Source organism: Tsukamurella pseudospumae (assembly GCF_001575205.1).
In the GTDB taxonomy this organism is placed as follows: Bacteria; Actinomycetota; Actinomycetes; order Mycobacteriales; family Mycobacteriaceae; genus Tsukamurella; species Tsukamurella pseudospumae.
The window spans coordinates 342,424-354,451 of record NZ_LSRE01000050.1 but is presented as its reverse complement, the minus strand read 5'-3'; the positions used below and the strand labels follow the sequence as shown (position 1 = coordinate 354,451).

Annotated in this window: 10 protein-coding genes; 3 read left to right on the top strand and 7 right to left on the bottom strand. The window is 71.4% G+C overall.

Annotated elements, in window-relative coordinates; translation table 11 throughout:
- Positions 1 to 229: 229 nt before the first annotated feature.
- On the top strand, positions 230 to 895 hold the full coding sequence (locus AXK61_RS22615) for a hypothetical protein (RefSeq protein ID WP_068574886.1): 666 nt from the start codon (positions 230 to 232) through the stop codon (positions 893 to 895).
- A complete protein-coding gene (locus AXK61_RS25540; RefSeq protein ID WP_068574887.1) occupies positions 855 to 1,271 on the top strand; it encodes a hypothetical protein in 417 nt (138 codons plus the stop codon). The genes AXK61_RS22615 and AXK61_RS25540 overlap by 41 nt, the downstream gene beginning before the upstream one ends.
- Here AXK61_RS25540 and AXK61_RS22605 read toward each other — a convergent pair.
- Genes AXK61_RS22605 through AXK61_RS24610 form a run of 6 tightly spaced genes read right to left on the bottom strand, consistent with a single transcriptional unit; the run spans position 1,253 to position 8,919 of the window.
- Positions 1,253 to 1,927, bottom strand: a complete 675-nt coding sequence (locus AXK61_RS22605) for a response regulator (RefSeq protein WP_068574888.1) — start codon at positions 1,925 to 1,927, stop codon at positions 1,253 to 1,255. The genes AXK61_RS25540 and AXK61_RS22605 overlap by 19 nt on opposite strands.
- On the bottom strand, positions 1,924 to 4,482 hold the full coding sequence (locus AXK61_RS22600; RefSeq protein WP_068747050.1) for an ATP-binding protein: 2,559 nt from the start codon (positions 4,480 to 4,482) through the stop codon (positions 1,924 to 1,926). Before AXK61_RS22600 ends, AXK61_RS22605 begins: the two co-directional genes overlap by 4 nt.
- 24 nt (positions 4,483 to 4,506) lie before the next feature.
- On the bottom strand, positions 4,507 to 5,121 hold the full coding sequence (gene kdpC, locus AXK61_RS22595; RefSeq protein ID WP_068747049.1) for a potassium-transporting ATPase subunit KdpC: 615 nt from the start codon (positions 5,119 to 5,121) through the stop codon (positions 4,507 to 4,509).
- Positions 5,122 to 5,132: 11 nt separating this feature from the next.
- On the bottom strand, positions 5,133 to 7,175 hold the full coding sequence (gene kdpB, locus AXK61_RS22590) for a potassium-transporting ATPase subunit KdpB (protein ID WP_068747048.1): 2,043 nt from the start codon (positions 7,173 to 7,175) through the stop codon (positions 5,133 to 5,135).
- Positions 7,172 to 8,830, bottom strand: coding sequence for a potassium-transporting ATPase subunit KdpA (kdpA, locus tag AXK61_RS22585; protein ID WP_068747047.1), 1,659 nt, complete (start codon positions 8,828 to 8,830; stop codon positions 7,172 to 7,174). Before kdpA ends, kdpB begins: the two co-directional genes overlap by 4 nt.
- Positions 8,830 to 8,919, bottom strand: a complete 90-nt coding sequence (locus AXK61_RS24610) for a potassium-transporting ATPase subunit F (protein ID WP_074850389.1) — start codon at positions 8,917 to 8,919, stop codon at positions 8,830 to 8,832. The genes kdpA and AXK61_RS24610 overlap by 1 nt, the downstream gene beginning before the upstream one ends.
- 92 nt (positions 8,920 to 9,011) lie before the next feature.
- Here AXK61_RS24610 and AXK61_RS22580 point away from each other — a divergent pair, with 92 nt between their 5' ends.
- Positions 9,012 to 10,223 carry an MFS transporter gene (locus AXK61_RS22580; protein ID WP_068574893.1) on the top strand — a complete coding sequence of 404 codons (1,212 nt, stop codon included), beginning with the start codon at positions 9,012 to 9,014 and terminating at the stop codon, positions 10,221 to 10,223.
- A 203-nt stretch (positions 10,224 to 10,426) separates the two neighbouring features.
- On the opposite strand, the gene AXK61_RS22575 is transcribed toward AXK61_RS22580, so the two are convergent.
- Entirely contained in the window at positions 10,427 to 12,025 is a 1,599-nt protein-coding gene (locus AXK61_RS22575; RefSeq protein WP_068747046.1) for a dolichyl-phosphate-mannose--protein mannosyltransferase, read from the bottom strand.
- Between the last annotated feature and the right edge of the window lie 3 nt (positions 12,026 to 12,028).

The window sequence follows — 12,028 nt, the reverse complement described above, 5'->3', positions numbered from 1 at the left end:
CCACGCCCGCTCCAGCGGCTCCACGGCATCGGAGTCGAGGGACTTCCCGCTGGCACTCGGATTCCGTCCATCTCGGACACGCTGTCCGCAACGGACAGAATCCGAGTGTCGCGCAGAAGTCGTGTGATGTCTCAGGACATCGGTGACAGTGTTTCGCCGTCCGCACCCACAGGCGCGGTCACGGCCGTAGCCTCGGCATCGGGGGAACACGTGGACTTCGGGGGGAGCCATGCACAATTTCCAGGAACGCACGATGCCGATCCGCGATCGGGCGCTGCACGAGGCGGCGATCCGCGTCGCGCTGCCGATGGTCGCGCGCGAGGGGTTCGACCGCGTGTCGCTCACGGCGGTCGCCGACCGGTTGCGGCTGCCCGGCGAGGAGTCGGTGTCCGAGCGCACGCTGCGCCGCAAGTACGGCTCGACCGCCCGCCTGCTGTTCGGCACGCCGTGGTGGCTTCCCGAGCCCGACGATGCCGTGCGCGCGGTGCTCGAACCCCGGCCCGATCGCGCGGAGCCGGACGTCTGGCCGTCAGGGCCGGCCGCGGAGGCCGCTGCGGCGGTCCTCGACGACTGTCGGTGCGAGGGCGGGGTGCCCGCACGCGACGTGCGGGACCGCCCGTCCTGGTGCCGCTGCGAGGACGGCCGCACCGACGATGCGTGGCCGGACGCGGAGTTCTTCGGCGCCGCCGGCGGCGACGACCCGCTCGGCCCTCTGGCCCGTACGGTGCCGTCGTCGATCACCCTGCGGGGGCTTCGTGCACGACCTGCACGCGGTGCTCACCGGCCACGTCGTCGCGACGGGGTGGGCCTCGAACCTCCCGTGGATCCTCCCGCTGCGACAGGAGCGGCCCGAGGTGGCCGCGTGGCTCGCGCTGGCGGAGCGCAGCTGGGCTGAGCGGCTCGCCGCGCCGCTCGCCCGCACCTTCAGCCTCGACACCGCGGCGGGAACGGTTGCCGCGCATGCCTTCGGCGCCGTCGTCCGCGAGCTCGAACCCCTGGTGAGCGATCTGGGCGACGCCGACAACCGGGCCGCGCACCGCGCGGGAACCGTCGCCGCCGCCGAGACCGCGGACGCCGCGCTGCGCGCCGCGCGGCAGCGGGCCGTCGAGTCGTTCACCCGCGTCGTGTCCGAACCGGACAGAATCCGAGTGTCGCGCGGAAGGAGCACCGTCGTTCCCGGCGGGCGGTACGCCGAGCTCCCCAACCGGGCCCCGGCACTGTCGGCGCCTGTGCCGTCGGCGACGGCCGCGACCTATGGGATGAACCGGTAGCCCATCCCGGGCTCGGTGACGAAGTAGCGCGGGGTGGCCGGGTCCGGCTCCAGCTTGCGCCGCAGCTGCGCCATGTACACGCGCAGGTAGTTGGTCTCGCGGGAGTACGACGGGCCCCACACCTCGTGCAGCAGGGTCTGCTGGGAGACCAGCCGGTCGGCGTTGCGGACGAGCACGTCGACGATCTTCCACTCGGTGGGGGTGAGGCGCACGGTCGCGCCGTCGCGGGTCACCGTCCGCGCCTCGAAGTTCACCTCGAAGGCGTCGGTGCGCACCGGCGCGGGCGCGTCGACGAGGCCCGTCCGCCGCACCTGGGCCCGCACCCGGGCGAGGAACTCGTCCATCGCGAAGGGCTTGGTCACGTAGTCGTCGGCGCCGATGTCCAGCGACTCGACCTTGTCGTCGCTGCCGTGCCGCGCGGAGAGCACGATCACCGGCGACGTGCAGAACTCCCGCAGCTTCGCCAGCACCGCCGTCCCGTCCAGGTCCGGCAGCCCCAGGTCGAGGATCACCACGTCGGGGGTGCGCTCGCGCGCGATCTGCAGGGCGGAGCGCCCGTCGGCGGCGGTCTCCACCTCGTACCCGCGGGCCTTGAGGTTGATCCGCAGGGTCCGCAGGATCGCGGGCTCGTCGTCGACGACCAGAACGAATGTCACGAGACCACCTCATCACTCGACACCGGCTGCGCCGCCGGCAGGTCCACGATCATGGTCAGGCCGCCGCCCGGGGTGTCCTCCGCGGTGAGCGTGCCGCCCATCGCCTCGGTGAGCCCGCGGGCCACCGCGAGACCCAGGCCCACGCCGTTGCCCGCAGGCGCGTCGCCCATCCGCTGGAAGGGCGCGAACATCGCGTCCCGCTGCTCCTGCGGCACGCCCGGACCGTGGTCGCGCACGTGCACCTGCAGGCGATCGCCGTCCGGGGTGTGGACGCCCGAGACGCCCACGGTCACCGTCGAACCTCCGGAGTGGCGCACGGCGTTCTCGACGAGGTTCGCCAGCACCCGCTCCAGGAGGCCCGGGTCGGCGAGTGCGGTGGGCGGCGGCGCCGTGTCGTCGCCGGCGAACTCGAAGGCGAGGTCCGCGTCGGGGAGCGCCGTCCAGATCGCGGGCAGCACCTCCTCGATCCCCACCTCGCGGGTCAGCAGCGTCAGCGAATCCGATTGCAGCCGAGACATGTCCAGCAGATTCCCCACCAGGGAGTCCAGCCGGTCCGCGCTCTCCTCGATGGTGGCGAGCAGCTCCGCCTCGTCCTCGTCGGACCACTCCACGTCGTCGCTGCGCAGCGAGCTCACCGCCGCCTTGATGCCGGCCAGCGGCGTCCGCAGGTCGTGCGAGACGGCGCTGAGCAGCGCCGTCCGGGCCCGGTTGCCCTCGGCGAGCGAGCGCGCCTGACGGGCCTCCGCGGTGAGCGCCTCGCGGTCCAGGCGTGCGGCCGCGTGCGCCGCGAAGGCGACGAGCAGGCCGTGCTCGGACGCGCTGAGCGGGTCGCCGGCCACCACGAGCGCGACGGTGTCGCCGACCAGCGCCGCGTCGGTGCCGGCGTCGGGGGTCAGTGGCGACTCCTTCCGCCCGGCGACCAGCTGCCACGGCGACTCGGCGTCGTCGCGGCGCAGAAGAGACGCGCCGCGCAGGCCGAAGGTCGCGATGGCCTCGTCCAGCAGGGCGGGGAGCTCGTCGTCCGCCGCGAGCAGCGTGTCCGCGAGGCCGCTGAGCACGTCGGCCTCGGCCCGGGCCCGGGCCGCGCGGGCCGTCTGCCGGGCGGCGATCGACACCACGGACGCCACCGCGATCGCCGTCAGCACGAACATCGCCACGGCGAAGACGTTCTCGCCCGATGCCACGGTGAACGTGTACAACGGCGGCGCGAAATAGTAGTTGAGCAGCACGGACCCGAGGATCGCCGCCGGCACCGCCGGCCGCAGCCCACCGACGAGGGCCACCGCCACCGTCAGCATGAGGAACAGCATCAGCTCGGTCGGCAGCGAGTGCCAGTGCCGGGTCTGCGCGAGCAGTGCCGTGAGGAGCACCGGGCCCGCGATCGCGAGCATCCAGCCGGCGATCGTGCGCCGCCGGCCGAGGAGCGCGGGCTCGGGCCCGTCGACGCGGGGGAGCAGCCGGCGACGGCGCGCACCCGCGGCCCGCTCGTGCGTCACCACCTGCACGTCGATCTCGCCCGACCCCTCGATCACCGCGTCCGACACGGGCCAGCGCACCACCGAGGTCAGCGCCCGGTGCCGCGACTTGCCGAGCACGATCCGCGACGCGTTCACCGACGTGGCGTACTGCAGGATCGCGGCGGCCACGTCGTCGCCGGTGACGATCTGGAAGGTGCCGCCGAGGGATTCGGTGAGCTGCCGCAGCTTCGTCAGCGCCGCGGGCGAGGCGCCCGACAGGCCGTCGCTGCGCGCGACGTACACGGCCCGCAGCTCGCCGCCCGCACCCTTCGCCGCGATCCGCGCGGCGCGGCGCAGCAGCGTGCCGCCCTCCGGTCCGCCGGTCAGCGCGACGACGGTGCGGTCGCGCGTGGGCCACGCCGCCGAGATGCCCTGCTCGGAACGGTACTGCTCGAGGCGCTCGTCCACCCGGTCCGCGAGCCACAGCAGCGCGAGTTCCCGGAGCGCCGTGAGGTTCCCGATGCGGAAGAAGTGCGAGAGCGCGGCGTCGACCTTGGACGGGTGGTAGATGTTCCCGTGCGCCATGCGGCGCCGCAGCGCCTCCGGCGTCATGTCCACCAGCTGGACCTGCTCGGCGCGGCGCACGACGGTGTCGGGGATCGTCTCGCGCTGCCGCACACCGGTGATCGACTCCACGACATCGCCGAGGGACTCGAGGTGCTGGATGTTGACGGTGGTGACCACGGCGATCCCGGCGTCGAGCAGCTCGGCGATGTCCTGCCAGCGCTTCTCGTTCCGCGAACCCGGCGCATTGGTGTGCGCGAGCTCGTCCACCAGGACCACCGTCGGGTGCGCGGCGATCACCGCGTCGACGTCCATCTCCTCCAGCACCGCACCGCGGTACTCGACGCGCCGCCGGGCGATCACGTCCAGCCCCTGCAGCTGCGCCTCCGTCTGCGGCCGGCCGTGGGTCTCCACGTATCCCACCACCACGGAGGTCCCGCGGGACGCGCGGCGCGCGCCCTCGGTGAGCATCGCGTAGGTCTTGCCCACGCCCGGTGCGGCGCCCAGGTAGACGCGCAGCTGCCCCTTCGGCATGTGTCCTCCTGTGTCGGGCCCGGACTACTTCGCTGTGGCGGCGAGATCGGCGAGTGCGGCGTTCAGAGTCACCACGTTAACCCGCTCGACGCCCAGGTAGCCGAGCTGACGCCCCTCGGTGTGCTGCGCGATCAGCGCCGTCACCCGCTCGGGCGACACGCCGCGGGCCCGGGCGACGCGGGCCGTCTGCTGCCGGGCGTACGCGGGGGAGATGTCCGGATCGAGGCCGGAGAAGCTCGCCGTCACCGCATCGGTCGGCACGTCCGACGGTGCCACGCTCGCGCCCGGCACGGAGTCCTCCGCGGCGACCTTCGCGCGCCGCTCGGCGATGAGCGCAACGAGCTTCTCGCTGTTGGGCCCGAGGTTGGTGCCGCCGGAGGCGAGCGTGTCGTACTCGCCCGCGGACGGGCGCGGATGGAACCACTGCGGACCGTCGAACGTGCTGGCCAGCAGCGACGATCCGACGACGGTGCCGCCCCGCTCGATCTGGGAGCCGTTCGCCTTGTCGCTGAAGGCGACCTGCCCCACACCCCACACCACGAGCGGGAACAGGGCGCCGAGCACGACGGTCATGACGATCAGCATGCGCAGCCCGGCCAGGAGCTGGCGGGGCGCGGCGGAGAGGGATCCGGAGAACATGTCGGTGCCTTTCAGGAGAGTCCCGGCAGCAAACTCACGACGAGGTCGATGAGCTTGATCCCGATGAACGGCGCGATGATGCCGCCGAGGCCGTAGATCGTGAGGTTCCGTGCCAGCAGCTTGTCCGCCGACCTCGCGGTGTACTTCACGCCCCGCATGGCCAGCGGGATCAGCGCGACGATGATGAACGCGTTGAAGATCACCGCCGAGAGGATGGCCGACTGCGGGCTGTGCAGCCGCATCACGTTGAGCACGTCCAGTCCTGGGGCGAGCGGCACGAACATCGCGGGGATGATCGCGAAGTACTTCGCGATGTCGTTGGCGATGGAGAAGGTCGTCAGCGCGCCGCGGGTGATGAGCAGTTGCTTGCCGATCTCCACGATGTCGATGAGCTTCGTCGGGTCGGAGTCCAGGTCGATCATGTTCCCGGCCTCCTTCGCGGCGGAGGTGCCCGTGTTCATCGCGACGCCCACGTCGGCCTGCGCGAGCGCGGGCGCATCGTTGGTGCCGTCGCCCGTCATCGCGACGAGGCGGCCGCCCTCCTGCTGCTGCCTGATCAGGGCCAGCTTGTCCTCGGGGGTGGCCTCCGCGAGGTAGTCGTCGACGCCGGCCTCCTCGGCGATGGCCTTCGCCGTCAGCGGGTTGTCGCCGGTGATCATGACGGTGCGGATGCCCATCTCGCGCAGCTGCCCGAAGCGCTCCCGCATGCCCGCCTTCACGACGTCCCTGAGGTGCACGACGCCCTGCAGCGTCGGGGCGGCGCCGGGCTCGGCGTGCGCCACGACCAGCGGGGTGCCGCCGGACGCGGAGATCTCGTCCACGGCCAGCCGCACGTCGACGGTGCTCATCGAGTCCTCGTCGGTCCCCTCGCCCTGCCGCTCGGCGGCGACCCAGGCCAGCACGGCCGCGGACGCGCCCTTGCGGATGCGGGTGCCGTCGGGCAGGTCCACGCCGGACATGCGCGTCTGCGCGGTGAAGGGCACGAAGGAGCCGAGGCGGACCGTCGGGACCTCGTGGCCGAGCGTCGTCGCCAGGTCGACGATGGACCGTCCCTCGGGCGTCTCGTCGGCGAGCGAGGCGAGCAGCGCGTGGCCGGCCAACGTGTGCTCCGCGTCATCCTCGTCTCCGAGGCCCGTCACGGGGTGGAACGACGTGGCGCGGCGGTTGCCGTAGGTGATGGTGCCGGTCTTGTCGAGCAGCAGCGTCGACACGTCGCCCGCCGCCTCCACGGCGCGGCCCGACTTGGCGATCACGTTGCGCTGCACCAGCCGGTCCATGCCGGCGATGCCGATCGCGGAGAGCAGCGCGCCGATCGTCGTGGGGATCAGGCACACGAGCAGCGCCACGAGCACCACCACGTCGACGGCCCCGCCCGAGTAGATCGCCATCGGCTGCAGCGTCGCGACGGCCAGCAGGAAGATGATCGTGAGCACCGTCAGCAGGATGTTCAGCGCGATCTCGTTGGGCGTCTTCTGCCGGTTCGCGCCCTCGACGAGCCCGATCATCCGGTCGATGAAGCTCTTGCCCGGCTCCGTCTTGATCTCGACCACGATGCGGTCGCTGAGTACGCGGGTGCCGCCCGTGACGGCGCAGCGGTCGCCGCCGGATTCCCTGACCACGGGAGCGGATTCGCCGGTGATCGCGGACTCGTCGACGGTGGCCATGCCCTCCACGACGTCGCCGTCGCCGGGGATGACCTCGCCGGCGTCGACGATCACGAGGTCGCCGATCTTGAGTTGCGAACCGGGGACCTCCTCTTCGCCGGTGGAGGTGCGCCTGCGGGCGACGGTCTCGGTCTTCGCCTTGCGCAGCGACTCCGCCTGCGCGCGGCCGCGCCCTTCGGCGACGGCCTCCGCGAGGTTCGCGAACAGCACCGTCGCCCAGAGGAAGAACGCGACGGCCCACGCGAACACCGAGGGCTTCGTGATGGCGAGCGCGGTCGTGTACACCGACGCGATCCACACCACGAACACGACGGGCTGTCGGATCTGGGTGCGCGGGTCGAGCTTGCGGACGGCGCGGGGCAGGGCCGAGCGGATTTCTTCCCAATTCACTGGGTGACCTCCGAGATCGGTGCGAGCGCGAGGGCGGGGACGAAGGTCAGTCCGGCCACCAGGACCACGACGCCCACGGTGAGGCCCACGAACAGTGGGCGGTGGGTGGGAATGGTGCCCGCGGTGGCGGGCACGGGGTGCTGTCGCGCGAGTGTGCCTGCGAGGGCGAGGATCGCGACCATCGGCGCGAACCGGCCGAGCAGCATCGCCGCGCCCAGCGTGTAGTTGAACCACGGGGTGTCGACGGCGAGGCCGGCGAACGCGCTGCCGTTGTTGTTGGCCGCGGATGCGTAGGCGTACAACACCTCCGACAGGCCGTGCGCGCCGGAATTGGTCATCGCGGCGACGCCCTGCTCCTGCACGACGGTGGCCGCGGTCCCGACCAGCACCAGCGCGGGCATCACGAGGATGTAGAGGGCGGCGAGGGTGATCTCCTTGCGGCCGATCTTCTTGCCCAGGTACTCGGGGGTGCGGCCGACCATGAGGCCGCACAGGAACACCGTCAGGACGGCGATGCCGAGCATCCCGTACAGGCCGGAACCCACACCGCCGGGGCTGATCTCGCCGAGCAGCATGTTCACCAGCGCGGCGCCGCCGGCGCCGGGCGTGAGGCTGTCGTGCGCGGCGTTGACGGCCCCCGTCGACGTACTGGTGGTGGCGGTCGCGAACAGGCCGGTGCCCCACTGGCCGAACCTCAGTTCCTGGCCCTCGAGGGCGGCGCCCGCGGCGCGCGACGCCGTGCCCTGGCCGCCCAGCTGGGAGCCGATCGAGATCGCGGTGGAGACGGCGAAGATGATCGTCATCGAGCCGAGGATCGCGTAGCCCTGCCGGTGGTTGCCGACCAGGTTGCCCAGCATGCGCGGCAGCGCGACCGGGATCAGCAGGATGAGGAAGATCTGGAAGAGGTTGGTCGCGGCCGTCGGGTTCTCGAACGGGTGCGCCGAGTTGCCGTTGAAGAAGCCGCCGCCGTTGGTGCCGAGGAGCTTGATCACCTCCTGGCTCGCGACGAGGCCGCCGGTGAGCACCTGCTTCTGGCCGTCGAGTCCCACGATCTCGTGTCGCTGCCACAGCGTCTGGACCACGCCCTGCGCCATGAGGATCACCGCGCCGATCACGGCGATCGGCAGGAGCACGCGCAGCGTGATGCGGGTGAGGTCCACCCAGAAGTTGCCGAGCCGGTCGGTGCGGGAGCGGACGAAGCCGCGGATCAGCGCTACGGCGACGGCGATGCCGACGGCCGCGGACACGAAGTTCTGCACCGCGAGGCCGATGGCCTGTGCGACCAGGTTCATCGCCGTCTCGCCGGAGTACCACTGCCAGTTGGTGTTGGTGACGAAGGAGATCGCGGTGTTGAGCGCCTCGTCGAAGCGCCACTGCTTCGGGTGGAAACCGGGCAGCAGGCCCTGCGCGAGCAGCAGGCCCGTGAGGGCGATGATGCTCACCGCGCTGAACGCCAGCGCCGCGACCGCGTAGACGCGGTAGCCCTGCTCGGCCTCCGGGTCGGCGCCGACGAGGCGGTAGACCACCTTCTCGACCCGCCAGTGCCGGGGCGTGGTGACGACGTGCGCGAGGTAGTCGCCCAGCGGGCGGTACGCGATCGCGAGCGCCGCGACGAGCGTGCCGATCGTCAGCAGCCCGGCGAGAGTACCGCTCATCAGAAGCGCTCCGGGCGCAGCAGGGCGTACAGGAGGTACGCCAGAGTGAGGATCGTCGCGGCGAGGGCCAGCGCGTTGGAGATGTCCATGGGGTCCACCAGACCACCGGGAACGACGGTTCTCGCGCGGCGTTAACGGCCCCCATGCGGGTCTTGACGCGTTCTTAGCGGATGATGTTTCGGTGACTCACGACCCAGCCGCCACCGCGGACACGACCCCGCAGCGGGTGCCCGCCGAGGTCTGGGTGCTCGTGGCCGCCAGCTTCGTGATCGCCCTCGGCTACGGCGTCGTCGCGCCGGCCCTGCCCGCCTTCGCCCGCACCTTCGACGTGGGGATCGGCGCCGCGTCCGCCGTCGTCAGCGCCTTCGCGATCATGCGGCTCGCCTTCGCGCCCGCGACCGGGCCCCTGGTGAAGGCCTTCGGCGAACGCTGGATCTACATGGCGGGACTGCTGATCGTGGCGGCGTCGACGCTCGCGGTGGCATTCGCGCAGAGCTACTGGCAGCTGATGCTCTTCCGCGGCCTCGGCGGCGTCGGCTCGGTGATGTTCACCGTCTCGGCGATGGGGCTGATGATCCGCATCGCGCCCGCCGAGATCCGCGGCCGGGTGAGCGGCGTGTACTCGTCGAGTTTCGTTCTCGGCGGCATCTGCGGTCCGCTACTGGGCGGCGCCCTCGTCGGGTTCGGCCTGCGCGTGCCCTTCGTCGTCTACGCGATCGCCCTCGTGGTGGCCACGCTCGTCGTCGGGGTCGCGTTGCGCGGCAGCACGCTGGCGGGCCGGGAGGAGGCCTCCTCCGAACCCGGTACGACGGTTCGCGAGGCCCTCGCGGATTCCGCCTACCGGGCGGCGCTGTTCTCGTCGGTGGTGTTCGGCTGGGTTTACTCGATGCGGGTGTCACTGCTGCCGCTGTTCTTCGCCGCGGTGCTCGACCAGCCCGCCGCGATCGCCGGGTACGCGCTCGCCGCGTACGCCGCGGGCGACGTGCTGGCCATGTTCCCGGCGGGCCGCGCCTCCGACCGGTACGGGCGCAAGCCCTTCATCATCACGGGCATGCTCGTCATCGCCGCGGGCACGCTGGCCCTGGGCTTCACCGATTCGGTGCTCGTCGCGTTCCTGGTGACGGTGGTCGCCGGCATCGGCACGGGCCTCGTCGCGCCGACCATGCAGGCCACCCTCGCCGACGTCCTCCAGGGGAAGGGGCGCAGCGGCGGTGCGCTGTCGGCGTATCAGATGGCGCAGGACGCGGGCACGATCTCCGGCCCGCTGCTGGCCGGCGCGATCGCCCAGTACCTCGGTTTCACCTGGGCCTTCGCCATCACCGCGGCGCTGTGCGTCGCCGCCGCGGGGGCGTGGCTCCTGGCCCGCGAGACCCGCACCGTCGCGAAGGTCTGACATCGTTCGGAACCGTCACCGATGTCCTGATAGCGAACTGTCACCCCTGTCCTGAGACATCACGTGCACGTGTTGCGTGACACTCGGATTCTGTCCACTTCGGACAGCGTGTCCGAACCGGTCAGAATCCGAGTGCCGGGGGAAGCGGCACCGTCGGACTCGAGGACCGGGCGCGGAGGCACCGTCGGACCGGGAACGGGAGACTACTGCCAGCTGGGCAACCAGAGCTCGAGGCGCCACCACCACATGGGGATGGGCGCCGCGGTGAGGATGGGCCAGAGCCACGCGAAGTCGAGCACCACGATCGTGGCGTAGATGACCACGAGCCAGCGGCCCAGCTGCAGGCGCTCGAAGCCGAAGAACCGCGCGCGGCCGTCCAGCCCGAGCACCTCGCGGCAGATCAGGGCGATCATGATGCAGAGGAAGGGCATGAGGGTCAGCGCGTAGAAGTAGTACATCTGCCGGTCGAGGTTGAGGAACCAGGGCAGGTAGGTCGCGAAGTACATGGTCACGGGCGCGGCGTAGGCCCAGTCGTGTTTGACGAACATCTTCCACAGCGCCCACAGCAGCACCGGGACGGCGATCCACGTGAGCGCCGGCGTACCCACTGCCATCACTGCCCGGACGCACGGGCCGTCGCCGCACATCCCGCCCGACTGATCGGCGGTGTAGTGGTAGAGCATCGGGCGCAGGCCCATCGGCCAGGTCCACGGCTTCGACTCCCACGGATGGTGGTTGCCGGCGGAGTTGGTGAGGCTGTCGTGGAACTGCAGGACGCTGTCCTCGTAGTAGAACAGCGAGCGCAGTGCGGCGGGCACCCAGCCGAAGGTGCCGCTGTCGCCGATCTGGTTGCCCACCGCGTACCGGTAGACCGACGTCTCCGAGGTGAACCAGGCCCAGAAGGTGCCGAGGTAGATCAGCACGGGTAGCACCCCGAGCGACATGCCGGACGGGATCAGGTCGCGCAGGATCACCCCGCGCCAGGGTCGCAGCACGCCGTACTGCCGCCGGTTCGCGACGTCGAAGGCGAGCGAGAGCGCGAGAATCCCGATGAGGAAGTAGATGCCCGACCACTTCACCCCGCACGCCAGGCCGAGCATGACCGCCGCCGAGAACCGCCACCAGCGAAAGCCCAGACGGGGGCCGTACAGCGAATCCGTGATCCGGCCCTCGACGGCGGCGCGGTGCAGGCGTCCGCGCATCTGGTCGCGGTCGACGAGGATCATCGAGAACGCGGCGAAGCCGAAGAACACGAGGAAGATGTCGAGGAGCGCCACCCGCGAGGACACCATGGTGAGCCCGTCGCAGATGAGGAACAGGCCGGCCAGGCCGCCGATCAGCGTGGACCGGGACAACCTGCGGGCCGCCCGGATCACGAGGAACACCAGCAGCGTCCCGCACACGGCCGACATGAACCGCCAGCCCAGCGGTGTGTAGCCGAACATCCACTCGCCGATGGCGATCATCCACTTGCCCACCGGCGGGTGCACGATCAACCCGAATCCCGGGTTGTCCTCGATCCAGTGCCCGCCCGTGAGCACCTGCCAGCCCTGCGGCGCGTAGTGCTTCTCGTCGAACACCGGGGTCTGCACGGGAGCGCTGCCGATGAACCCGTTATTGCTCGGTGTGCCCAGGTAGAAGAACCGGGTGGCGGCCGCGACGGCAGTCAGGAGCAGCGTCACGGTCCAGCCGAAACCGCGGTCGGTCGCGCCGAACACCGCGGGCGGCAGTGTCGGGCCGGGACTGACGACGTCGCGGTCGGCGTCGGCTGCAGGGGTGGCCACGGCTGTCACGCGACCCATCGT